A 22,703-nucleotide genomic window follows, 5' to 3' on the forward strand; every position below is an offset into this window, starting at 1 on the left:
ATTGTTGGGGCGACAAACCCCATATTCCGGTGAACAATCCGCAGCCGTAACGATTGCGGCAAATGCCGCAAGCGCTGCGGATTGGAGCCGGAGAGCGGACCATGGCGGTCGAATTGCGCCCCTCACAGGCGCTGCGCCTGCTGCACGAGCTGTCGCTCGCGCAGGTGCGCGACGACGCCCCCGATCTCTCGCCGCGCCAGCTCGCCATCCTGCTCAGCGTCTATCTCGAAGCTCCGCCGCACACCGTGCGCGGCCTCGCCGCGCGGCTCGGCGTCACCAAGCCGGTGATCACCCGCGCGCTCGACACGATGGGCGCGCTCGGGCTGGTCTCGCGCCGGCGCGACGAGGCGGACAAGCGCAACGTGATCATTCAGCGTACGGTCGAAGGTGCGCTATATCTGGAGACACTGGGCGACCAGGCGGTGGCGGTCGCCCGCAACCTGCCGCGCTGATTCACCGTTGCCTGCGAGTTCGAACGTGACCCTGCACGACCCCCGCCTCACCCCGGCCCGGCCGGACCTCGCCGCCCTGCATCTGCGCGGCATCGTCGAGGCGTCCCGCTTCGTCGAGGGTCAGGCGCGGCGCGTCATCGCCACCTCGGCGCCGGTGCGCAAGGAGCCCTCGCCCGAGGCTTCGCTCACCACCGAGGCGCTGTTCGGCGAGACGGTGACGGTCTACGAGACCACCGAAGAAGGCTGGGCCTGGGGCCAGCTCGACGCCGACGGCTATGTCGGCTGGCTGCCGGCGGAGGCGCTCGGGGCACTCGGCCTGCCGGCAACCCACAAGGTGAGCGCGCTGCGCACCCCGGTGTTCCCCGGCCCGTCGATCAAGCTGCCGCCGCTCGAATTGCTGTCCTTCGGCGCGCGCGTCGCCATCGTCGAGATGCGCGAGCGCTTCGCGGTAACGCAGGAAGGCGGCTTCATCTTCGGCAACCATCTGGCGCCGCTCGACAGCGTCGAGCCGGATTTCGTCGCGGTCGCCGCCCATTTCCTCGGCGCCGCCTATCTCTGGGGCGGGCGCTCCAGCCTCGGGCTGGACTGTTCCGGTCTCGTGCAGGTCGCGCTCGCTGCCGCCGGCCTCAAAGCCCCGCGCGACAGCGACATGCAGGAGCACGCGCTCGGCGCGCCGGTCGCGTTCGACGGCGACCTTTCCGTGCTCCGGCGCGGCGATCTCATCTTCTGGCCCGGCCATGTCGGCATTGTCGAGGATCGCGACACGCTGCTGCACGCCACCGCCGCCTATATGAGCGTGGTGCGCGAACCGCTGGCCGCCGCGCTCAAGCGCATCGAGGCGGCGAGCGCCCCGGTGCGCAGCGTCCGGCGGCTTTAATCTCGCTCACATCTCGTCGGCGAACAGGCCGAGCCGGCGCAGCAGCGCCTTCTCGGCTTCCAGCACCACCATGAGCAGGGCGCCGACGCCGACGATCATCACCCCGTCGAGCAGGGCGACGGCGCGCGTGTCGAAGATCGCCTGCATCACCGGCAGATAGGTGAAGGCGAACTGCCCGACGATGACCGCAGCCAGTGCCACCAGCACCGCCTTCGTCCCCAGCACGCCGCGCCAGGTGAGCGAGGGCGCGTGCAGGAAGCGCACATTGAACAGATAGAAGATCTCCATCACCACGATGGTGTTCACCACGATGGTGCGCGCCATCGCCTCGCTTTGCCCGCGCCCGATCGACAGCGCGTACATGGCGAATACGGCGAGGGTGAACAGTAGCGAAACGAGGATCACGCGCCAGAGCATGAAACGGGTCAACAGCCCGGCCTGCGGCGGGCGCGGCGGACGCGCCATGATGCCGGGCTCGGTCGGCTCGAAGGCCAGCGCCAGGCCGAGCGTGATGCTCGTCGCGAGATTGATCCAGAGGATCTGCGTCGCCGACATCGGCATGGTGACGCCGAACAGGATCGCCCCGATCACCGCCAGCACCTCGCCGCCATTGGTCGGCAGCGTCCAGGCGATCATCTTGCAGATATTGTCGTAGACGGTGCGCCCCTCCTTCACCGCCGCGACGATGGAGGCGAAATTGTCGTCGAGCAGCACCACCTCGGCGGCCTGCTTGGCGGCTTCCGTGCCCTTGCGGCCCATGGCGATGCCCACATCCGCCTGCCGCAGCGAGGGGGCGTCGTTCACCCCGTCGCCGGTCATCGCCACCACCGCGCCGGTCGATTGCAGCGCGCGCACGATGCGCAGCTTGTTCTCCGGGCTGGTGCGGGCGAACACCGCCGTGTCGCGGGCCATGGTGACCAGATCTTCGTCGGAGACGGCATCCACCTGCGCGCCCGTGACCACCGCCGGGTTCTCGGCGATGCCGAGCTGGCGGGCGATGGCCTGCGCGGTGGCGCCGTGATCGCCGGTGATCATCTTCACGCCGATGCCGGCGGTGCGGCACTCGGCGACCGCGACCACCGCCTCCGGGCGCGGCGGATCGATGAAGCCGACGAGGCCGAGGAAATCGAGGCCGGAAAAGTCCGGCCCGCCTTCCAGCGTCTCGACGTCGAGCCGGCCGGGCGGCGTATCGAAGCGCCGCATCGCAAAGCCCAGCACGCGCTCGCCCTCGCCGGCCGCCGCCTCGATGGCCGGCGCCCAGCACGGAAGGCCGCCGCTCTCGGGGCTGCACATGGCGAGCACTGCCTCGGGCGCTCCCTTCACGAAGGCGAAGGTCTCCCCGCCCGGCCCCTCCGCCAGCACCGCCATGAAACGATGGGCGGCATCGAAGGGAATCTCGTCGCGCCGCGTCCAGCTGCCGCGCTCGCTGGCCGGCGCGAGGCCGGCCTTTAGCGCCAGCGCCACCAGCGCTCCCTCCATCGGGTCGCCCTCGCTGCGCCACTGGCCCTCGACCTGGCGCAGATGCGCGTCGTTGCACAGCAGCCCGCAGCGCAGCAGATCGTCCGCGGCCACGTTCGGGTCGCCCGGCAGCTTCCAGTCGAGGTCGCCCTCCGGGTCGTAGCCCGCGCCCCGCACGTCGATCTCGGCGAAGGGCGAATGCAGCGCCGGCAGGAACAGCCGGCGGGCGGTCATCTCGTTGCGGGTCAGCGTGCCGGTCTTGTCGGAGCAGATGACCGAGGTCGCGCCCAGTGTCTCCACCGCCGGCAGGCGGCGGATGACGGCATTGCGCCGCGCCATGCGCCGCACGCCGATGGCCAGCGTAATGGTGATGACCGCCGGCAGGCCCTCCGGCACCACGCCGACCGCCAGCGCCACCACCGCCATCAGCGCCTCGGTCCAGCCATAGCCGCGCGCCACCACGGCGAACAGGAAGATGACCGCCGCCGCCGCCAGCACGACCCAGGTGAAGCGGCGGGCGAAATCGTCGATCTGCCGCAGCAGCGGCGTCGCCAGCGGCTCGACCTCGGCGATCAGCTTGCCGATGCGGCCGATCTCGGTGTGCATGCCGGTGGAGACGACGATTCCCGCGCCCTGCCCGGCCGCCACGGTGGTGCCGGAGAACGCCATGGAATGACGGTCGCCCAGCGGAGCATCGGCGGCGGCGGGCCGCTCATGCTTGGAAGCAGCGACCGATTCGCCGGTGAGGATCGATTCGTCGATCAGCATGCCGCGCGCGCGCAGCAGCCGCGTATCGGCGGGCACGCGGTCGCCCGCCTCCAGGATGACGATGTCGCCCGGCACCAGCTCATGCGCGGCGATGCTGACCCGCTCATTGCCGCGAATGGCGCTGGCGTGCGGCGAAATCATGCTGCGGATGGCCCGCAGCGCCTCCTCCGCCTTGCCCTCCTGCACGAAGCCGACCACGGCGTTGGCCAGCACCACGGCGAGGATGACGCCGGCATCGACGTGATGGCCGAGCAGCAGCGCGGCGAGCGCCCCGGCGAGCAGGAAATAGATCAGCGCGTTGTTGAACTGGCTGAGGAAGCGCAGCAGCGGATGCCGGCCCGGCGCTTCCGGCAGGGCATTCGGCCCGTGCAGCTTCAGCCGCGCGCCGGCTTCCTCGGCGGTCAATCCCTGCGGCGAGGCGCCGAGATGGCCGGCGACCTCCTCATGGGGCAGAGCGTGCCAGTCGAACCGCGGCAGCGGGTTCCGGGGAGCGGGGGAGGTGCCGGGCGGCGGGACGGCGGCGTCTGTCATCGTTCAGGGGCGCTCTCTTTGCGTGACGACCGGCGGGATACCGGCACGCTAGCGGCACGCGGTCGAACGACCAACCGGAGTTTCCCTTACGCAACCCCATCAAGGACTTGCGGCCGGCCTTCGGAAGGAAAAAGGGCCGGCCAATGGCCGACCCTTGAGTTGCTCGAGCGGGGCGTTGATTGAGGGAGTGCCCCGCTCGAGACGGGATGCGCGATCAGATGCTGTCGTCGCCGCCGAACCACCCGCCGCCGTCGAACCAGCCGCCCCCGTCCGCGCCGGAGATGTCGTCGGCACCGGGATCGTTCGCGTTGTCATAATCTTGCGCCGGCTCGGCAGGCGGCTCGGCCGGGGCAGCCGCCGGAGCTTCCGTCGGCGCTTCCGCCGCCTTGGCCTCGCTGCCGCCGAACATGCCGGCCAGCGCATTGCCGAGCATCACGCCGCCGGCGACGCCGAGCGCAGTCTGCGCCGCGCCGGCAAGAAAACCGCCACCGCCGAAACCGCCACCGCCGAAGCCACCGCCACCGAAGCCGGGACGGCCGCCGGGCTGGCCGAAGGCGCCGGGCTGGCCCTGCGGCGGGAAACCCGCTTGCGGGGCGGACTGGCCACCCGATTGCCAGGCCGGGGACGTGCCCGCCGGGATGGCGGAGTTGCCCTCGGGCGCCCCGCTGCCGAAGGAGCCGCCGCTACGCGGCACCGACGGCACCGGGCCACGGCGCACCGGGGGCTGGCCGGAGCCGAACAGGCTGCCGAACAGACCGCCGGACGCCGCGGGCTGGGCGGCCGGCTGCGCGTCCTGCGACGCCGCTTCCTGCGCCTGCCGCTCCAGTTCCTCGATGCGGGCCTGCGCCTGCTGCAGCGCGTAGTCCTGCATCACGATGGTCTGCGCCATCAGGTAGGGCGCGGCCGGCTGCCGGGCGATGCACTGGGCGATGTAGCCTTCCGCCTGCGCATCGCGCGGACCGGTACGGCGCTCCACCTCGTCGAGCTTGGCGAAGAGGCCATCAATGGCCTGACGGTCCTGGTCGTTCATGTCGGGATCCCTCCGTTCGGGAACGTCACTCCCGCTCGCCGGTGAAGTTGAGCAGCAGCTGGAAGATGTTCACGAAGTTCAGATAGAGAGAGAAGGCGCCGAAAACAGCGAGCTTCTGTTGCGATTCCGCATCAAAATTCTCGGCGTACTGCTCCTTGATGCTCTGCGTGTCCCAGGCGGTCAGGCCGACGAAGACCAGGATGCCGACCACCGAGACGATGAACTGCAGCATGGTCGAGCCGAGGAAGATGTTCACCAGGCTGGCGATCACCACGCCGATCAGGCCCATGATCAGGAACGAGCCGAACTGCGAGAGGTCGCGCTTCGTCGTGTAGCCGTACAGGCTGGTCGCGCCGAACATGGTGGCGGCGATGAAGAAGGTGCGGGCGATCGAGGTGCCGGTGAACACCAGGAAGATGGACGCCATGGACAGGCCCATCACCGCGCAGAACGCCCAGAACATGGTCTGCGCCGCGCTCGCCGACATCGACTGGATGCGGAACGAGAAGAACAGCACGAAGGCGAGCGGGGCCAGCATCACCACCCATTTCAGCGGGCTGGAGAAGATCGGCACATAGAGCGCCGGCGTGGTGCCGACGATGAAGGCCACAGCGCCGGTCAGCACGAGGCCGATCGCCATGTAGTTGTAGACGCGCAGCATGTGGCGGCGCAGGCCCTCGTCGAAGACGGCCCGGTCGACGCCGCGGGCGCCTGTCTGCCACTGGAAGCCGGTGTTCGGCGTGTTCATGTCTGTCTCCTGTCAAAAGAAGCTAGCGAAAGCGGATGTCAGTAAAGTGAGCGTGCGAGCCGCGCCGCCGCGCGGTCGAGCGCACGGCTCTCGGCCTTTGCCACCAGCGCATAGGCGACCTCGCCGACCTGCCAATAGGCTGCGTTGAGATCGCCGGTCGGCACGGTGGTCGCCGGCACCACGTCGAAGCTGCCGGGACGGACGGCGAACAGCGACACCGCGCCGAAGTCTTTCGTCTTCACCGACATTTCGACACTGGGGCCGAAAGCCGAGGGGAAGACCTGCACGTCGCTCACCTGCCAGTCCTCCGGCAAGGCCGGCATGACGATGGCGGTGGCGGCGCGGATTTCCGCCGGATCGTAGGCCGGCGCGCCGGCCTGCGAGCTCATGCCGGCGCGCAGCGCCGTGGTGCGGTGGGCGCGCACGGCCTCTTCCAGATAGGCCGGCGGCAGGTCGGAGGCGACCACGCGGCTGACCCCGAGCGGGCCGAACTGGCCGTGCGCCAGCCAGCCGGCGCCGAGGAGCAGCGCCACCGAGGCGGCGATGCGCAGCCGGCGCAGCCAGCTCTGGCGCGACAGCCCGCCCTCCAGCCGCCGCGCCGCCTCCATGGTGGCGAGCCCCGCCCCGGACGCCGCCGGGCGCGGTGCGTCGGCGAGCGCGAGGCGCAACTCGTCACGGATGCGCAAATCCGCCATCACTCGCGAGGCTTCCACGGGGTGGGCGCTGAGATGGGCCTCGACATCGATGCGGCGGGCCACCGAAAGCTCGTCGTCGACATAGGCCTGTAGATCGGCATCGGAGACCGGATCAACGGGACGGGTCATCCTGACCTCCTACGATGCGCAGATGGGTGGGAGCGGCGAGCGCGGCGCCATCCTCGATGGCGCGCAGCGCGGCGCGGGCACGCGACAGGCGCGACATCAGCGTGCCCTGCGGGATGCCGAGCGCGGCGGCGGCCTCGGCATAGCCGAGCCCCTCTATGGTCACGAGATGCAGCGCGGCGCGCTGCTCCTCGGGAAGGCTCATGAAGGCCTCGCGCACCTGCGCCAGCCGGACGTGATGCTCCTGCGCCGGCGGCTGGGCGCCGCTGGCGGTTTCCATCGTCTGCGCGATGCGGCGCTGCTCCGAGCGGCGCGCGCGCCGGCCGTCGACGAACACATTGTGCAGGATCGACAGCAGCCAGCCGCGCAGGCCGTTGCCGGCCGGGCCGCGCGCGGCGTCGAAGCTGCCGCGGCGCTCATAGGCGCGCAGCAGCGCGTCATGCACGAGATCCTCGGCGTCCGCGTCGTCGCGCGTCAGCGAGCGGGCATAGCGCCGCATCGCCGCGAGCTGGGCCGGAACGTCGAAGGTGGATGTCTCACGCTTCATGACACGTATACGGAGCCGCCCTCCCGCCTATTCCCGCCGGCCGATGAATTTCGTCTTCCCTGCAGATGGGAACGCCGGCGCGCCTTCGCTCGTTCTCCCCCGACGGAACCAGACAGGACGCTCTCCCAGATCATGGCCTCTCCCTCATGAACTCATCGCCTCCCGACCCGCGGAAGGCGCCGCTGGCGCCCTTCCGGCTGCTCTATCAGGAACCGCGCACGCCCCCGCCCGGCCTGTGCCCGATGATGCAGTCCGAGACCTTCAACCGGCTGGACGAGGCCGAGCAGCGCGCGAGCGCGATGCAGACCGACCGCGCGCGTCGGCCGGTGCAGATCCTCGACGCCAATCGCCGCGTCGTATGGGACGATTATGATGGCCATCACTGAAAAGACCGCCCGCAAGGCGGAGACGGCAAAGGCGAAAAGCGGCGACAAGAACGGCAAGGCTCCGCCCGGCCCGCCCGCCCTCGCCGCGCATGGCGCCGCCACGCTGGCGGCGGTCACCGTCGATGCCTGCAACAGCCAACTCAAGGAGGAGGACGGCTTCGTCGGCGACCGCGCCCGCCGCGCCGCCTTCTTCGAGATCCTCGACCGCTGGCGCGACATTGCCGACGCCAAGGCGCCGCTCGGCGACAAGCCGGCGGCGGAATTCTCCAAGAAGGACCTGGACGCCGCGCTGTTGGAGGGCGAGCCGCAGGAACAGGCGCTGATCCTCAGCGCCATCGAGGACTATGCCGGCGAACTGGCGACGGTGATCCGCCGCCTGCTGCGCACCCGCGACTGGCGCGGCACCCAGCGCATCGCCATCGGCGGGGGCCTGCGCGAGGCGCGTTTCGCCGAGATCGCCATCGCCCGCGCCGAGTTGATCTCCCGCGCCAATGACGTCGCCATCGAGCTTACCCCGATCCGTCACCACCCGGACGAAGCCGGGCTGATCGGCGCGGTGCACCTCGCGCCGAGCTGGATGTTCGCCAGTTTCGACGACATTCTCGCCGTCGATATCGGCGGCACCAATATCCGCGCCGGCATCGTGCGGCTGAACCTGGACAAGGCGGAAGACCTCTCCAAGGCACGGGTGCGCACGATGGAGCTGTGGCGCCATGGCGACGACGACACCGGCCGCGACGACGCGGTCGAGCGGCTTGTCGGCATGCTGGAGAAGCTGATCGACCAGGCGGAGAAGGACGAACTGAAGCTCGCCCCGTTCATCGGCATAGGCTGCCCCGGCGAGATCAGCACCGACGGCTTCATCGAGACCGGCGCGCAGAACCTGCCGGGCAACTGGGAAAGCTCGCGCTTCAACCTGCCGGCGGCGCTATGGCAGGCGATCCCCACCATTGGCGGGCGCGAGAGCGCGATCCTCATGCACAATGACGCGGTGGTGCAGGGCCTGAGCCAGGCGCCGTTCATGCGCGATGTCGAGCGCTGGGGTGTGCTCACCGTCGGCACCGGGCTCGGCAATGCCCGCTTCACCAACCGCCCGCATCCCAATGACGAGGAAAAGGCCGCCGGCCGGCGCAAGGAGGGGAAGAAGGACTGAGGGCGCTCCCCTCACGCCTTCGCGTCGGCCTTCGACGTGCGGGAGGGACGGCGCCTGGCCTCGGACGGGGCGCTGCGCTGGCCGCCCTCCCGCTCGGCGCGGGCCATGTCCTCATATTCGGCGCGGATCAGCTCCAGCTCGCTGTCGTCGAGTTCCTCGAGGTCGAGCAGGATGTTGCGCGTGCGCTCGTTCCTGGCGATCAGCTCGTCGAGCTTGATGTGCAGCGCCACGGTGTCGCGGTTCTGGCTGTTCTGGATGACGAACACCATGAGGAAGGTGACGATGGTGGTCGAGGTGTTGATCACCAGCTGCCAGGTGTCGCCGAAGCCGAACAGCGGGCCGCTCAGCCCCCACAGCGCGATGAGGGCGACCGCTCCGACAAAGGTGATCGGCTTGCCGGCCTGAAGCGAGATCCACTGGGAAAAGCGGGTGAACAGGGATCGCCTGGGCTTCCCGCCGCGCGTGCTCGACGCCATCTGGTGCTCCGCTCTTGCCGGGCTTCAACGTCAGGCGGGCCGCCTTCGTTCCAGGTCAGCGACGCGCCTCGGACACGCGCGCGGGCTTGCCCTTGCGCTTGGTGGCGGCGAGGTCTTCCAGCTCCTTCTCGGTCATGGACTTCTCCATCGACTTCGAGGCGCCCTTCAGCTCGGAGGTGCGGGTCTCGCCACGCTTGGCGGAAAGCGCTGCGCCGGCGGCCATCTGCTGGGCCTTCGATTTGGCAGGCATGGGATGTCTCCTTGGATTGTGCGGGAGTACGCCGACGCCGGCAGAGGGGGAGACCTCGCCGCCGGCGCCGGCGATCTGCGGGTGGCCTATTCGGCCGCCTGCAGATTCACTTTCGATTCCGCCAGCTTGGTCAGCTTGGAATCGGCGTTCTTCTCCTCGGTGAGGTTCTTCGCCAGCACGCTGGCGCAGTCCGGCCGGCCGAGGCGCTTGGCCCAGGCGACCAGCGTGCCGTAGCGGGTCATCTCATAGTGCTCGACCGCCTGCGCGGCGGCGATCAGAGCCGCGTCCAGCACATGCGGGTCGGCGACGTCGCCGGCGATTTCGTCGGCCTCGTCGATGATGCCGTCAATGGCCGGGCACTTCGTCGTCTTCGGCTTCGCCCCGTGCATCTTGAACACTTCCTCGACGCGCAGGATGTGGTTCTCGGTCTCGCCGAGATGGTGCTTGAAATCCGCCTTCAGCTGCGGATCGCTCGCTTTCTCGATCATCGTCGGCAGCGACTTGGCGATCTTCTTCTCCGCATAATAAATGTCCTGCAGCGTGTGTACGAAGAGATCGTCAAACGTCTTGATGTCCTTCGAGAACAGACCCATGGTATTTTCCTCCTGGAAAAGCCGGTATCACTTTGATGATTGTGGTATTCCGGAGCGCCGATGGCGTTTCAGCGCTCTCCGTGGAGATAAATTCACTGCGACGGACAACGTTCCACCTGTCGTTCAGCACATCTTGCAGCACCTTCAAGACGAGAGCGGGCGCGGCCGACCTGCCTGCAGGCGAAGCCGCCCCGTGCCCTCGACACGCCTGCGCGCTTGCCTCCGCTTCACCCCGGCGCCTATACAGCGGCGATGTTCCCACACAGCCTTGAGGCGGGCCGACCCGTGCAGCACGAGACGCAGATCGGCGACAGCGCGGGCGTGGAGGGCGGCGTCCTGCCCGCCCTCCACGCCCGCAAGGGCGAACTGGCGCATTGGCGGCGCACGCTGCACGCCATGCCCGAGACCGCCTTCGAGGAGCACCGCACCTCGGCCTTCGTCGCGGAAAAGCTGGAGAGCTTCGGCCTCAGCGTGCATCGCGGCCTCGCCGGCACCGGGCTGGTGGCGACGCTTCACGGCGCGCGCGGCGAGGGCCCGGCCATCGGCCTGCGCGCCGACATGGACGCGCTCGATATCCATGAGGCGACCAACCTGCCCTGGCGCTCGGACACGCCGGGCAAGATGCACGCCTGCGGCCATGACGGGCACATGACCATGCTGCTCGCGGCCGCCCGCCACCTAGCCGAGAATCCCGATTTCGCCGGCACGGTGCATTTCATCTTCCAGCCGGCCGAGGAGAACGAGGGCGGCGGCAAGGTGATGGTCGAGCAGGGGCTGTTCGACCTGTTCCCGATGCAGGGGGTCTACGGCCTGCACAACTGGCCGAACGCGCCCTTCGGCAGCTTTCTCGGCCGGCCGGGGCCGATGTTCGCCTCCTTCGACATCTTCGAGGTGAAGGTGATCGGCCGCGGCGCCCATGCCGCCATGCCCCAGCGCGGCATCGATCCCGTGGTGACGGCCGCCCACATCGTCGCGCAGCTGCAATCCATCGTGGCGCGCTCGGTGAGCCCGCAGGAGGCGGCGGTGGTCACCGTCACCCAGATCCATGGCGGCGACACCTGGAACGTCATCCCCGACGAGGTGGTGCTGCGCGGCACGGTGCGCAGCTTCACGCGTGAGGTGCGCGACCTCGTCGAGCAGCGCTTCCGCGCCGTGGTCGCCGGGGTCTGCGCCGCGCAGGGGGCAGGGAGCGAGATCCGCTATGAGCGCCGCTATCCCGCGCTGGCGAACCATGACGGCGAATTCGGGCACGCGCTCGCTGCCGCCGGCGCCACCGTGGGCGCGGGACAGGTGGTGCCGGACTTCGAGCCGATCATGGCGGCGGAGGATTTCGCCTACATGCTGGAGGCGGTGCCGGGGGCCTATCTGTGCCTGGCCAGCGGGCCCGGGGCCAACCTGCACAACGCGCAATACGACTTCAACGACGAGCTGATCCCGGTCGGCGCCAGCTATTGGGTCAATCTCGTCCACGGCCTGCTGCGGTCGGCGGAGGCATAGGCCGCCATCGCTCAGAAGCCGGTGAGTTCGCGAAAGCCGTCATAGACCAGCTTCAGCGACAGGAGGAACAGCGCGCCGACCACCAGCCGGTAGAAATGCCGCTCGGGGATCACCCGCGTCACATGCACGCCGGCATAGGTGCCGACGATCGCCACCGGCATCAGCGCCAGCGTGACCTTGAGATTGGCGGGATTGAGCTGGCCCAGCGACCAGTAGGGCACCAGCTTGATGGCGTTGATGGCGGCGAAGGCGATGGTGGTGGTGCCGGCATAGACCATCTTGGGCAGCTTCAGCGGCACCGCATACATCTGGTAGGGCGGGCCGCCGCCATGGGTGACGAAGCTGGTGAAGCCCGACACCGTGCCCCAGAACACGCCGCGCGGCACATCCGCCGGCCGCGCCTCCCGGCCCGCGCCGCCGAGCCAGCGGGCGAGGCAGAAGGCGATGCCGATGACGCCGACAATGGCCATCACCATCGCGTCGGTGACGAAGGAGGCGGTGCCCCAGCCGATGGCGATGCCGAACGTGGCGGCGGGAATGACGATGGCGAGCACGCGGCGCGAATATTCGCGCCGGTAGGCCCAGACGCCGAACATGTCGCTGACCACATAGACCGGCAGCAGCAGCCCCGCGGCGGCGATGGGCGACATCACCAGCGCCATGACTGGCACCGCCAGCGTGCCGATCATCGGCACGCCGCCCTTGCCCATGCCGACGCAGAACGCCGCCACGCCGGCGGCGAGCGCGAAGGCAAGCTCGGGAGTGATCATCACGGAGAAGGCCGGTGACGGGACGAGACGAAGGGAGGGCGAGGCCCTCCCTCTATCAGGCCGCCTGCGCGCCTTCCAGACGCTTGGCGACGAGGCCGCGCAGCGTACGCAGATCCTTGACGAAGAGGCGAATACCCTCGGAGAGCTTCTCCGTGGCCATCTGGTCCTCGTTGAGGGCGAAGCGGAACGCCTTCTCGTCGAGCTCGATCCTTGCCGGAGCGTCGGTGAAATTCGTCGGGTCGAGCTTGCGCTCCAGCACGCCCTGGTCGGCGGCGAGCTGGTCGAGCAGCGCCGGGCCGATGGTCAGACGGTCGCAGCCGGCCAGCGCCTCGATCTCGCCGGTGTTGCGGAAGGACGCACCCATCACCACGGTCGAGATGCCGTACTTCTTGTAGTAGGCGTAGATCTGCCGCACCGACTTCACGCCCGGATCGGTTTCGGAGGTGAACGGGCCCTCGCCGGCCTTGACGTGCCAGTCGAGGATGCGCCCGACGAAGGGCGAGATCAGGAACGCGCCCGCATCCGCCGCCGCCACCGCCTGGGTGAGCGAGAACAGCAGGGTCAGGTTGCAGTCGATGCCTTCCTTCTGCAGCACCTCGGCGGCGCGGATGCCCTCCCAGGTGGAAGCCACCTTGATGAGGATGCGCTCGCGGCCGACGCCGCGCGCCTCATAGGCCTTGATGAAGGCACGGGCCTTGGCCAGCGTCGCCTGCGTGTCGAAGGACAGATCGGCGTCGACCTCGGTGGAGACGCGGCCGGGCACGATCTTGGCCAGCTCGGCGCCGAAGTTCAGCGCCAGCCGGTCGCAGGTGGCGTGCACCGCGCCGGCGCCGCCCTGCCGGCGGCCCCAGTCGATCGCCTCGTCGACCAGGGGGGCATAGGCCGGCATCTCCGCCGCCTTGAGCAGCAGCGTCGGATTGGTGGTGCAATCCTGCGGCTTGAGCCGACGGACCGTCTCGATGTCGCCGGTATCGGAGACGACGACGGTCATGGAACGCAATTGGTCGAGCTTGGAAGACATGGTGGCTCTCTCTTCTTGCGGACATCCGGCGAGCTTGGTCCGCGGCGGGCGCTAGGCCGCCCGGTTGGACCATAATTCGGCCGTCACGTTCAAGCCACCACCCGCATCGGCCTGTCCATGATGATGCCCTTGTGACAATCTCGCGGTAAGCGTAAACCCTAATACGACCTCGCGACAGGCGCCTTCGAGACATCCATGGACGATATTCACTACCGTGAATACAAGATCCTGCTCCGTCCGGAGCGGTTCTTCGACCCCCGTCAATTCGAAGTGTACTGGCACAAGCTGTGTCTCATCGCGCCCGAATTCAAGGTCGCCGTGACGACGAACAAGGACGGCTTCAAGCGCCAGGTGCGCGAGGTGCTGTTCTACGACACGCCCGACTACGAGCTCTATCGCAACGCTTTCATCCTGCGCAAACGCACCTTCTACACCGATGGCTGGCCCGAGCCCGAGCACGAGCTGACCTTCAAGTTCCGTCATCCCGACCTCGAGACGGCGGCGGCGATCGACGTGACGCCGCATCTGAGCGGCACCGCCAACATCAAGTTCAAGGAAGAGCTGCTGCCGCTGAAGGACCAGGTCGGCGGCATACGCTCGCTGTTCTCGCATAATTGCGTGCTGCTCACGCCGGGCCTCGTGCTCGACGAGGGGCTGGAGCGCATCTCCACCGTCTTCCCCACGCTGAAGGAGCACTGCCCGGCGCAGCAGGACCAGAAGGTTTCCCTGGTCAACAACCTGCCGGTCGAGGAAGTGCAGGTGAATGTCGGCTCGTTCGATTTCGGCCACGGCCTCGTCGCCAAGGCGACCATCGCCGTCTGGCGCGACCGGCCGACCGAGAGCTCGATCATCGGCGAGTTCGCCTTCCAGGCCAAGTTCGACCGCTACGACGCGCTGCACGCCAAGGCGCGCACCCGCTCGGAGGAGTTCTTCAAGGCGATCCAGCTGCGGGCGCCCGAATGGGTGCAGCTCGGCGCCACCAAGACGGCGCTGGTGTATAATTTCGGCAAGCAGCTCGTCGCGAACCACGAGTGACCCCCTCATGAGCTCCCCGGCGGAACCCGGCGCGGCGGATGACGGCGCCTCCTACGCCATCCCGCGTGACGTCCCCCTGTGGGAGATCTTCGTCACCTTCCTCGTCATCGGTGCCACCAGCTTCGGCGGCGGCGTCGTCGCCTATCTCCGCTCGGGGCTGGTACTGAAGAAGCGCTGGCTCGACGAGGAGCACTTCATGTCGGCGCTGGAAATCTCGCAGGCACTGCCGGGGCTTAACGCGACGAATATGAGCATCATCGTCGGCGACCGGCTGCGCGGCATCCTCGGCTCGGTCATCGCCTTCCTCGGCATCACCCTGCCCGGCGCGGCGCTGGTGATGGTGCTCGGCGTGCTCTACGCCTCCAACGCGCACAATCCTTACGTCAACGCCGCGCTGGTCGGCGTCGGTTCGGCGGCGGTGGGCATGCTGACGGCGGTCACGGTGCAGATCGGCCGCAAGCAGTTCGGCGGGCTCATCGACTTCGCCATCATCGTCGTCACCGTGACCATGGTGAGCTTCCTGCACATCTCGCTGGTCTGGGTGCTGCTCACCGTCGGCCCGGCCGCCGTGTTCATCTACCGGCCGCGCAAGCAGGCCGGCGATAACCCGGTGGCGCCGGAATGAACGCGAATCTCTCCGTCCTCGCCGTGTTCTCGCTGCTCTCCGTGCTCGCGGTGGGCGGCGGCGCCGCCGTGCTGCCAGAGACCAAGGCGCTGGTGGTGAACGAATATCACTGGCTGACCGACGACCAGTTCCGCGACATTTATGGCCTCGGCCAGGTGGTGCCGGGGCCGAACATGCTGATGGTGATGGTGATCGGCTATCACGTCACCGGCTATCTCGGTGCATTGCTGGCCTATCTCGGCTTCTTCGTGCCGGCGGGCGTCATTTCCTGGGGCGCCTCGCGGGTGTGGGACCATTTCGAGGGCTCGCCCTGGCGGGTCTCGCTGCAAAAGGGCATGGCGCCGCTGGTGATCGGGCTGATGGCGGCAGGCGCCATCGCCATCGCCCGCACCGCCATCGACGGCCAGCTCACCGTCGCCATCGCGGTGGGCGCCTTCATCGGCGTCTATTTCATCAAGCGGGTGAACCCGGCCTTCTTCGTGCTGGGCGGCGGGCTGATCGGCCTCGTCCTGCTCAGCGGCACCGGCGCGGGGACGCCGTGATCTAACCGATCGCCACCATGGAGGGGCGGGCCGCCATGCGCTCCCACCATGCCGCCAGCCGGCCGTGTTCGCGCATCATCGCCTCGCCTTCCGGCGCCCTGACGAAATAGTCGAGCATCGAAGCGAGATAGAGATCCGCCAGCGACAGTTCTGGACCCGCAAGCCAGGGATGCCCGCCCATCAGCTCCGAGATCGCCGCCAGGCAGGTCCGTGCCATCGGCAGCGCGGCGGCGATCCTTTCCTCGTCGGGGAAGCTCCCATCCGCCGGCCGCTCCACCCGCTCGACATAGATGTCCCAGACGAGACTGCGATAGGCATAGGCATCCGCCAGGCTGATCAACTGGTTGCAGCGGGCGCGTTCGAACAGGTCGGCGGGCTGGAGGCGTGGCCCCGGAAAGGCCTCGTCGACATACCGCGCGATCGCACCCGTCTCGTAGAGAGCGAAATCCCCGTGCTCGAAGACGGGGATTCGGCCGAAGGGGTGCCTGCCGACATGCTCCGGCGGCGGCCCGCCCGTGGCGAAGACGTCGACCGGCACGAGTTGATAGTCGATCCCCTTCTCGGCCAGCGCGAGCCGGACGATGCGCACATAGACGCTGTAGGTCGCGCCGTAGAGCCGCACCCGCTCGCCCATCGGCTCACCCCTGCTTGGGCGGCAGATAGTGGCTGATCGTGTGGGCGAGGCCCGGCGCGGTGAGCGTCTGCAGCCAGACCTTGCCGGGCCCCGACAGCTTGACCAGGAACAGCCCGTCGCCGCCGAACAGCGCGTTCTTCACCCCGCGCATCGTCGTCAGCTCGAAGGAGACGCTCTCCTCGAACAGTCCGACATGGCCGGGATGCACCAGCAGGAACTGTCCGGGCTTCAGCTCATAGGTGACGATCTCGCCGCCGACCTCCACCCAGGCACTGGCGCTGCCGGACAGCTTCTGCAGGACGAACCCCTCGCCGCCGAACACCGCGCCGCCCAGCGTCTGCTGGAAGGCGGTCGCCACCTCGATGCCCGGCGTGCCGCAGACGAAACCGTGGCGGTGCACGAGATAGCCGCGTCCCGGCGCGACCTGCAGCTCGACGAGGTTGCCGGGCAGCTTGGCGGCGAAGGCGACATTGCCGGGACCGCGCTCGGCCTTGAACTCGGTCATGAACAGGCCGCCGCCGGACACCGCGCGGCTGACCAGCCCGAACAGCCCCCCGCCGGCGCCGCCCCCGGCGAGCGAGGTGGTCAGCGTGACGTCGCCGGACATCCAGGAGAGCTGGTCCGGCACGCCGACGACCGCCTCGCCGGCCTCGAGATGGATGTCGAGCACGGGGAGCGTGGTGCCGATGATGTTCGAGCGCATGGATGGACCTCCTGCCGGCCAATGCCGGAGAGCGAATTAGGGCGTCGCCGAGCTTAGGCGAGAGGGGGTGGTCATATCCAGCCGGGCCGGCAGAAATTTCCATGCCGGCAGGGGGTTAGGCGTGGCGCGCCATCGTCCGCGTGCTATCGTGAGCGGTGTCTGGCAAACCGCTCGGGAGTGTCCCATGCATCGTCTCAGCCTGCCGTTCGCCTCATGCCGTCTTCGCAGCCTCGTCTTTGGCGCCGCTCTGGCGCTCGCCGCTCTGGCGGCACCCGGCCTCGGCGGCTCTTCCGCCGAAGCCGCCGTCGCCGGTCCCGCCCTCGGCAGCGTCGCCGCCACCGTGCCGGCCGCCGCGCCGCTCACCGAGAATGTCCGGTGGGTCTGCGGGCCGTGGCGCTGCGTCTGGCGCCCCAATTACAATTACTGGTACGTGCCGCCCTATGCCCGCGGCTGGGGACCGCCCGTCGCGCCGAACTGCTACTGGCGCCGCGGCTGGGGCGGCGGTTGGGCGCATGTCTGCCCCTGAGGCGCCCCTGGCGGCCAAATCCGGCCGCCATGACCGTGGCCAATGGAAAGGGCGCCCTGCGGCGCCCTTTCTTCACCGGACCCGCCTGACTATCGTACCGGCATGCCCACGCAGTTTCGCCCCTTCGTCTTTGCGACCTTCGCCACCCTGATCGCCGGCTTCGTCGATGCGGTGGGCTATGCCCATCTCGGCGGCCTGTTCCTCTCCTTCATGAGCGGCAACTCGACCCGCCTCGGCATCCAGCTGGCCAATGAGCAGTGGCAGGTGGCGGCGCTGGCGGCGACGGTGGTCGGCTGCTTCCTGGCCGGCGCCTTTCTCGGCACGCTGATCGCCGACGCCGCCGGCGACTGGAAGCTCGTCGCCATATTGAGCGGCGAAGTGGCGCTGTTCGCTCTGGCGGTAGGCCTGACCGTGGACGGCGCCGGCTTCATTGACATGCTCCCCGTCGCGGTGGCGATGGGCATGCAGAACAGCGTGCACCAGGTCATCGCCGGCGCGGATATCGGCAAGAGCTTCGTCACCGGCGCGCTGTTCGGGCTCGGCCAGTCGCTGGCGCGGATGCGGTCCGGCAAGTCCACGCCGCGCGAGGCCGCGGCCTATGCCTCTTCCTGGGCGTCCTTCGTGCTGGGGGCGCTGGTCGGCACGCTGCTGCTGGCACGGGCCGGACTGCCCGCCGCCGTGGCCGGCGGCTGCGTATTGCTGGCGGCGCTGGCGGCGACCGCCTACGCCTTTCACGGCCACCTCATCCGCCCGGTCGGCGAATCCGGCGGCGACTGAGCCACGGCAGGGTCGTTGGGATTATTGCAGGCCGAGCGCGTCGCGCGCGGCGGCGACGTCCTTCTGGCACTTCTCCTCGTCCCCCGCCGCCGCGGCGGCACGGGCGCTGTCGAGCGCCTTCTGCGCCTTTTCCGGCGCCACGCCGTCGCCGATCTCCGCCTCGACATCGGCAATGCCGCCCGGCGTCGGTTCGTGGCTCAGCAGCGCGTCGTCGCTTTCCGGCGCCGTCGGCCCGGTCGCGGCGAGGTCGGCGAGCAGGCGGTCGAGCGCCTCCTGCGTGTCCTTGACCGCCTGCTCGCAGGAGCTGGCGAGCGCCGCCGGCGCCGAGGCGAGCAGGAAGGCGGCGAAAAGGAGGGACGGCGCGTACTTCATGGGGCTTCTCTGACAAGGTCGAACGCGGCGAAACGCAGCGGGCGACGCCTACTATAGGGATGCGCCGCGCAATTTCGAGCCCGAGCGCCGCGATAAGGCGGGCTCAGTCGCGGGCGATGAGCTCCCGCTCACCGCGATGCACCGGCGCTCCGGCCACCGGGCGCCCGGCGGCACGGCGGCGGAACACCGTCGGCCGGCGATGCTTCAGCGCGCCGCGACGGCGGCGCCGGCCCAGCGCCGCGCCGACGGACAGCCGGCCGATCATCGGATAGGCCGGGCGCCGGGTGCCGTCCGGCTCGGTCAGCAGCATCGGCACGCCGAGCTCGGCGCTCCAAAAGCGCCATTCGGCGACGACGTCGTCGATATGGGGCGCCGAGTAGAGCGTCACCGACAGAGCCGGATCGGCATGGACGAGCACGATGGCCACGCCCTCGCCGTCGCCTTCCGGGTCGAGCAGCGCCACCGCCAGCCCCTCATAATCGGCATAGGCGAGGCGCAGCTTCATCGGGCAGCCGGCCATGCGCCGGCGCAGCACGAGATGGTCGCGGCCAAGCTCGATCCGCCGCACGCCGTCCTCGGCGCCGGGATCGATCGACTGGAACACGATCGGCCACGCGTCGGGCGGCGACGGCGTCCATGCCTGCGGCGCCGCGGACCGCCCGAGCTCGACATAGGGATAGGCGGGCGCGGACGGCCACACCTCCGCTCTGGATTGACGCATCATGGTTCTCCCTGCCGGTTTTCAGGCTCTGACGGCCCCGGTCATGGGAGGCACCCTAGGCCCGCCCCTCTCGCCTCCGGCTTAAGGGAAATGGTTGATCGTTGGTTGAACGCCCCCTGACGCAGCCCTGCGGCGGCATTCCTGCTGCCATGCTTGACGAAACCTTGCCGCCGGCCCGCCGATGGACGATATGTCCGCGATGATCGACCACACCCAACCCGCACCTGACCTTGCCGCCGACCAAGGGGCCAACCCTTTGGTCGATCCGCTTGCCGATCCCGCCATCGCCGCCCGCCATCTGGCGGACGCGGTCGTGGCCGCCGGCGCGGTGGCGGTGGCGATGTTCCGCGCCGGGGTGAAGTCCTGGTCGAAGCACAACGACTCGCCCGTCACCGAGGCGGACCTCGCCGTCGACCTGATGCTGCGCGAGCGCCTCAGCCTCATCGGCCCCGACTATGGCTGGCTGTCCGAGGAGACGGTGGACGAGCCCTCCCGGCTGTCGCGCCGCCGGGTGTGGATCGTCGATCCCATCGACGGCACGCGCGCCTACATGTCCGGCGGGCACGACTGGTGCGTCGAGGCGGCGCTGGTCGAGGACGGCCGTCCCATCGCCGGCGCGCTGTTCGCCCCGGTCACCGACGAATTGTTCATCGCCGTGCGGGGCGGCGGAGCGACCCGCAACGGCCAGCCGATCCAGGTCTCGCAGGCGCCCGCCGTCGCCGGTGCGCTGACCGACGGTCCGGCGGTCTGGCTGGACAGCATCGACCGCCAGCACGGGCCGCTCAGACGGGTCACGCGCATCCGTTCGCTGGCCCTGCGCATCGCCCGCGTGGCGACCGGCGAGCTGGATGCGGCATTTGCGTCCCCGAATGGACATGACTGGGACCTTGCCGCCGCCGACCTTTTGGTGCACGAAGCAGGCGGACGCCTGACGACGCTCGACGGCCTTCCGCTCGCCTATAACGCGCCCGTGCCGCGACACGGAGCCCTGGTTTCGGCCGGCACCCGGCTGTACCCGTCCATCATGGACGCGGCGCGCTGAGGCCGGGCGGCGGCGTGGAAGAGCCGGTTCGTAACCAACGGAAGCAGACCGAGACCATGACCAGCCCTCAGCTCCTCCATCTCGTTTTCGGCGGCGAGCTCGAAAAGCTCGATGGCGTGACGTTCAAGGACCTCGACAAGCTCGACATCGTCGGCGTCTTCCCGAACTACGCCACCGCCCACGCCGCCTGGAAGGCCAAGGCGCAGCAGACGGTGGACAGCGCCCAGACACGCTACTTCATCGTCCATCTGCATCGGCTGCTGGACCCGGAAGCCAATCCGGCTTCACGCTGACGTTCCGGCATCAATCTTATGTGGCGTAGGCTGCGCACTTCGCAGACGGTGCGAACCATGCTCGGGCGCAGCATGGCCGCCTATCTGCGCTTCGTCTGGCGCACCCAGCGCGTGGTGATGGAGCCGGCGGACCTGTACGCTCTCGCGGAAGTCCAGCTGCCGATGATCCTCACCTTCTGGCATGGGCAGCATTTCCTGACGCCGTTCCTGGTCAAGCCGCACCACAAGGCACGGGTGATGATCTCGCGCAGCGCCGACGCCGACGTGAACGCCATCGCCGCCGAGGCGCTGGGCATCGGCACGGTGCGCGGTTCCGGCGCGCAGGGTCGCGACTTCCGCACCAAGGGCGGCTTCAACGCGACGCTGGAGATGATCCGCCACCTGTCGGAAGGCACCAATGTGGCGATGACCGCCGACGTGCCGAAGATCTCCCGGCTGGTCGGGCTGGGCGTCGTCACCATCGCCCGGCATTCCGGCCGGCCGATCTATCCGGTCGCCATCGCCACATCGAACCGCATCCTCGCCCGGAGCTGGGACCGGGCGGCGATCCACCTGCCGTTCGGCCGGGCCGCCGTCGTCGCCGGCGATGGCGTCCTGGTGCCGGCGGAGGCCACTCCCGAGGAGATGGAGGCGGCCCGCCGCGAGGTGCAGCGCCAGCTCGAGGTCGCCACCGCCCGCGCCGAGGAACTGGTCGGCCGCCCGCCCGCGCGACAGCCGGCCATACCCCCTGCGGCGACGCCCGACGGGCGCGCGCATGGCTGAACCGCGCTCCACCCTGCTCATCCGCCTCTACCGCCTGGCGACCTGGCTGGCGACGCCTTTCGTGCGGCTGATGCTGATCGGGCGGATCAAGCGCGGCAAGGAAGACCCGGCGCGCCTGAAGGAGCGCTTCGGCCGCACCGGCGCGTCGCGGCCGAAGGGGCCGCTGGTCTGGCTACACGGCGCGAGCGTCGGCGAAATGCTGGCGGTGCTGCCGCTGATCGACCGGCTGCGGGCGCGGGGCTTCAAGGTGCTGCTGACCTCCGGCACCGTCACTTCGGCACGGCTGGCGGCGACGCGGCTGCCGCCGGACATCGTGCACCAGTTCGTGCCGCTGGATTCGCCGCTGTTCCTGCGCCGCTTTCTCAAACACTGGCGGCCCGACCTCGCTTTGCTGGTCGAATCCGAACTGTGGCCGAACCTGCTGATCGAGGTGAACGCCCGACGCATCCCGCTGGTGCTGGTGAATGCGCGCATGTCGCCGCGATCCTTCGCCAGCTGGCAGAGGGTCGGCTCCAGCGTCGCGGCGCTGCTCGGACGGGTAGATCTGTGCCTCGCCCAGGCGCCGGACGATGCCGAACGGCTGAAGGCGCTCGGCGCGCCGCGCGTCGCCGTCACCGGCAATCTGAAATTCGACTCGCCCCCGCCGCCCGTCGACCTCGTCGCCTTCGACCATCTGCGCGCCGCCTCGGCCGGACGCACGGTGTTCGTCGCCGCCTCGACCCATCCGGGCGAGGACGAGATCATCGTCGAGGCGCATCAGCGGCTGGCGAAGGAAATACCGGACCTGCTCACCATCATCGCGCCGCGCCACCCCGAGCGCGGCCTGGAAGTGGCCCGCATCGCCAATGAGGCCGGCTGCCCGGCCGTGCTGCGCAGCGACGGCTACCTGCCGGACAAGGGCACGCAGATCTACATCGCCAACACGATCGGCGAGCTCGGCCTGTTCTACCGGCTCGGCACGGTGGCGCTGCTCGGCGGCTCGCTGGTGCGCAAGGGCGGGCAGAACCCGATCGAGCCGATCAAGCTCGACATGGCGATCCTGCACGGGCCGCATACCACCAATTTCAGCGACCTCTATGCCGATCTCGATGCCGATCGCGGCGCCGCGCCGGTCACCGACGCCCGTTCGCTGGCCGCCACCGCCTTCATGCTGCTGAAGGACCACGCCGCCCGCCGGCGCATGGTGGAGGCCGGGCAGATCACCGTCGACCGGCTCGGCGGCGCGCTCGAACGGACTCTCGTCGCAATCGGTCCCTATCTCGTACAGATACGTCTGGAGAGGCGCTGAGAGCC

Annotated in this window: 28 protein-coding genes; 14 read left to right on the forward strand and 14 right to left on the reverse strand. The window is 69.2% G+C overall.

The window, feature by feature from the left end:
* Positions 1-101 precede the first annotated feature (101 nt).
* Positions 102-452 (forward strand): MarR family transcriptional regulator, encoded by a 351-nt coding sequence (locus tag ACO2RV_RS04830; RefSeq protein ID WP_423290378.1) that lies wholly within the window; start codon positions 102-104, stop codon positions 450-452.
* Between the two features lie 25 nt (positions 453-477).
* Positions 478-1,329: a C40 family peptidase gene (locus ACO2RV_RS04835; protein ID WP_423290380.1), complete on the forward strand. Its 852-nt coding sequence runs from the start codon at positions 478-480 to the stop codon at positions 1,327-1,329.
* A 6-nt stretch (positions 1,330-1,335) separates the two neighbouring features.
* Here the strand turns inward: ACO2RV_RS04835 and ACO2RV_RS04840 are convergent, their stop codons facing one another.
* The 5 genes from ACO2RV_RS04840 to ACO2RV_RS04860 all read right to left on the reverse strand — a co-directional run bounded on the left by ACO2RV_RS04840 (position 1,336) and on the right by ACO2RV_RS04860 (position 7,232).
* Entirely contained in the window at positions 1,336-4,086 is a 2,751-nt protein-coding gene (locus ACO2RV_RS04840; RefSeq protein WP_423290382.1) for an HAD-IC family P-type ATPase, read from the reverse strand.
* A 214-nt stretch (positions 4,087-4,300) separates the two neighbouring features.
* Complete coding sequence (locus tag ACO2RV_RS04845; protein ID WP_423290384.1) at positions 4,301-5,116, reverse strand: DUF2076 domain-containing protein; 816 nt, start codon at positions 5,114-5,116, stop codon at positions 4,301-4,303.
* Positions 5,117-5,141: 25 nt separating this feature from the next.
* Complete coding sequence (locus ACO2RV_RS04850) at positions 5,142-5,864, reverse strand: Bax inhibitor-1/YccA family protein (protein WP_423290386.1); 723 nt, start codon at positions 5,862-5,864, stop codon at positions 5,142-5,144.
* 38 nt (positions 5,865-5,902) lie between these two features.
* Positions 5,903-6,688, reverse strand: a complete 786-nt coding sequence (locus ACO2RV_RS04855; protein WP_423290388.1) for an anti-sigma factor family protein — start codon at positions 6,686-6,688, stop codon at positions 5,903-5,905.
* Positions 6,672-7,232 (reverse strand): sigma-70 family RNA polymerase sigma factor, encoded by a 561-nt coding sequence (locus ACO2RV_RS04860; protein ID WP_423290390.1) that lies wholly within the window; start codon positions 7,230-7,232, stop codon positions 6,672-6,674. The genes ACO2RV_RS04855 and ACO2RV_RS04860 overlap by 17 nt, the downstream gene beginning before the upstream one ends.
* Positions 7,233-7,378: 146 nt before the next feature.
* Between ACO2RV_RS04860 and ACO2RV_RS04865 the strand changes: the two genes are divergently transcribed.
* A complete protein-coding gene (locus ACO2RV_RS04865; protein WP_423290392.1) occupies positions 7,379-7,618 on the forward strand; it encodes a hypothetical protein in 240 nt (79 codons plus the stop codon).
* Complete coding sequence (locus ACO2RV_RS04870; RefSeq protein ID WP_423290394.1) at positions 7,605-8,771, forward strand: ROK family protein; 1,167 nt, start codon at positions 7,605-7,607, stop codon at positions 8,769-8,771. Before ACO2RV_RS04865 ends, ACO2RV_RS04870 begins: the two co-directional genes overlap by 14 nt.
* 11 nt (positions 8,772-8,782) lie before the next feature.
* Here the strand turns inward: ACO2RV_RS04870 and ACO2RV_RS04875 are convergent, their stop codons facing one another.
* The 3 genes from ACO2RV_RS04875 to ACO2RV_RS04885 all read right to left on the reverse strand — a co-directional run bounded on the left by ACO2RV_RS04875 (position 8,783) and on the right by ACO2RV_RS04885 (position 10,090).
* Positions 8,783-9,247 (reverse strand): low affinity iron permease family protein, encoded by a 465-nt coding sequence (locus ACO2RV_RS04875; protein WP_423290396.1) that lies wholly within the window; start codon positions 9,245-9,247, stop codon positions 8,783-8,785.
* Between the two features lie 55 nt (positions 9,248-9,302).
* A complete protein-coding gene (locus ACO2RV_RS04880; RefSeq protein WP_423290398.1) occupies positions 9,303-9,497 on the reverse strand; it encodes a DUF3008 family protein in 195 nt (64 codons plus the stop codon).
* An 86-nt stretch (positions 9,498-9,583) separates the two neighbouring features.
* Positions 9,584-10,090 carry a ferritin-like domain-containing protein gene (locus ACO2RV_RS04885; RefSeq protein WP_423290400.1) on the reverse strand — a complete coding sequence of 169 codons (507 nt, stop codon included), beginning with the start codon at positions 10,088-10,090 and terminating at the stop codon, positions 9,584-9,586.
* Positions 10,091-10,426: 336 nt separating this feature from the next.
* On the opposite strand from ACO2RV_RS04885, the gene ACO2RV_RS04890 reads away from it, so the two are divergent.
* The gene (locus ACO2RV_RS04890) at positions 10,427-11,587 is read left to right on the forward strand and encodes a M20 aminoacylase family protein (RefSeq protein WP_423291040.1); all 1,161 of its coding nucleotides are present in this window, start codon (positions 10,427-10,429) and stop codon (positions 11,585-11,587) included.
* Positions 11,588-11,598: 11 nt separating this feature from the next.
* On the opposite strand, the gene ACO2RV_RS04895 is transcribed toward ACO2RV_RS04890, so the two are convergent.
* Positions 11,599-12,357, reverse strand: a complete 759-nt coding sequence (locus ACO2RV_RS04895) for a sulfite exporter TauE/SafE family protein (RefSeq protein ID WP_423291042.1) — start codon at positions 12,355-12,357, stop codon at positions 11,599-11,601.
* Between the two features lie 55 nt (positions 12,358-12,412).
* Positions 12,413-13,378 carry a transaldolase gene (tal, locus tag ACO2RV_RS04900; protein WP_423290402.1) on the reverse strand — a complete coding sequence of 322 codons (966 nt, stop codon included), beginning with the start codon at positions 13,376-13,378 and terminating at the stop codon, positions 12,413-12,415.
* A gap of 195 nt (positions 13,379-13,573) precedes the next feature.
* Here tal and ACO2RV_RS04905 point away from each other — a divergent pair, with 195 nt between their 5' ends.
* From ACO2RV_RS04905 to ACO2RV_RS04915, 3 genes are read left to right on the forward strand one after another with little or no spacing between them, the layout of a single operon-like run.
* Positions 13,574-14,413, forward strand: a complete 840-nt coding sequence (locus ACO2RV_RS04905; RefSeq protein ID WP_423290404.1) for a hypothetical protein — start codon at positions 13,574-13,576, stop codon at positions 14,411-14,413.
* A 7-nt stretch (positions 14,414-14,420) separates the two neighbouring features.
* On the forward strand, positions 14,421-15,038 hold the full coding sequence (locus tag ACO2RV_RS04910; protein WP_423290406.1) for a chromate transporter: 618 nt from the start codon (positions 14,421-14,423) through the stop codon (positions 15,036-15,038).
* On the forward strand, positions 15,035-15,580 hold the full coding sequence (locus tag ACO2RV_RS04915; protein WP_423290408.1) for a chromate transporter: 546 nt from the start codon (positions 15,035-15,037) through the stop codon (positions 15,578-15,580). The genes ACO2RV_RS04910 and ACO2RV_RS04915 overlap by 4 nt, the downstream gene beginning before the upstream one ends.
* Before the next feature lies 1 nt (position 15,581).
* On the opposite strand, the gene ACO2RV_RS04920 is transcribed toward ACO2RV_RS04915, so the two are convergent.
* Positions 15,582-16,214 carry a glutathione S-transferase family protein gene (locus ACO2RV_RS04920; protein ID WP_423290410.1) on the reverse strand — a complete coding sequence of 211 codons (633 nt, stop codon included), beginning with the start codon at positions 16,212-16,214 and terminating at the stop codon, positions 15,582-15,584.
* A 4-nt stretch (positions 16,215-16,218) separates the two neighbouring features.
* Entirely contained in the window at positions 16,219-16,917 is a 699-nt protein-coding gene (locus ACO2RV_RS04925) for a TIGR00266 family protein (protein WP_423290412.1), read from the reverse strand.
* A 184-nt stretch (positions 16,918-17,101) separates the two neighbouring features.
* Between ACO2RV_RS04925 and ACO2RV_RS04930 the strand changes: the two genes are divergently transcribed.
* Positions 17,102-17,443, forward strand: coding sequence for a hypothetical protein (locus ACO2RV_RS04930; protein WP_423290414.1), 342 nt, complete (start codon positions 17,102-17,104; stop codon positions 17,441-17,443).
* Between the two features lie 102 nt (positions 17,444-17,545).
* Complete coding sequence (locus tag ACO2RV_RS04935; protein ID WP_423290416.1) at positions 17,546-18,220, forward strand: YoaK family protein; 675 nt, start codon at positions 17,546-17,548, stop codon at positions 18,218-18,220.
* Positions 18,221-18,241: 21 nt separating this feature from the next.
* Here the strand turns inward: ACO2RV_RS04935 and ACO2RV_RS04940 are convergent, their stop codons facing one another.
* A complete protein-coding gene (locus ACO2RV_RS04940; protein WP_423290418.1) occupies positions 18,242-18,592 on the reverse strand; it encodes a hypothetical protein in 351 nt (116 codons plus the stop codon).
* 103 nt (positions 18,593-18,695) lie between these two features.
* Positions 18,696-19,313 (reverse strand): DUF6101 family protein, encoded by a 618-nt coding sequence (locus tag ACO2RV_RS04945; protein ID WP_423290420.1) that lies wholly within the window; start codon positions 19,311-19,313, stop codon positions 18,696-18,698.
* 199 nt (positions 19,314-19,512) lie between these two features.
* Here ACO2RV_RS04945 and ACO2RV_RS04950 point away from each other — a divergent pair, with 199 nt between their 5' ends.
* From ACO2RV_RS04950 to ACO2RV_RS04965, 4 genes are read left to right on the forward strand one after another with little or no spacing between them, the layout of a single operon-like run.
* Positions 19,513-20,355, forward strand: a complete 843-nt coding sequence (locus ACO2RV_RS04950) for a 3'(2'),5'-bisphosphate nucleotidase CysQ (protein ID WP_423290422.1) — start codon at positions 19,513-19,515, stop codon at positions 20,353-20,355.
* A 56-nt stretch (positions 20,356-20,411) separates the two neighbouring features.
* The gene (locus ACO2RV_RS04955) at positions 20,412-20,648 is read left to right on the forward strand and encodes a DUF4170 domain-containing protein (RefSeq protein ID WP_423290424.1); all 237 of its coding nucleotides are present in this window, start codon (positions 20,412-20,414) and stop codon (positions 20,646-20,648) included.
* A gap of 18 nt (positions 20,649-20,666) precedes the next feature.
* Positions 20,667-21,410, forward strand: a complete 744-nt coding sequence (locus ACO2RV_RS04960; RefSeq protein WP_423290426.1) for a lysophospholipid acyltransferase family protein — start codon at positions 20,667-20,669, stop codon at positions 21,408-21,410.
* Positions 21,403-22,698, forward strand: coding sequence for a 3-deoxy-D-manno-octulosonic acid transferase (locus ACO2RV_RS04965; RefSeq protein WP_423290428.1), 1,296 nt, complete (start codon positions 21,403-21,405; stop codon positions 22,696-22,698). The genes ACO2RV_RS04960 and ACO2RV_RS04965 overlap by 8 nt, the downstream gene beginning before the upstream one ends.
* The last annotated feature ends 5 nt before the right edge of the window (positions 22,699-22,703 follow it).

This window comes from Ancylobacter sp. VNQ12 (assembly GCF_049445835.1).
Taxonomy (GTDB): Bacteria; Pseudomonadota; Alphaproteobacteria; order Rhizobiales; family Xanthobacteraceae; genus Ancylobacter.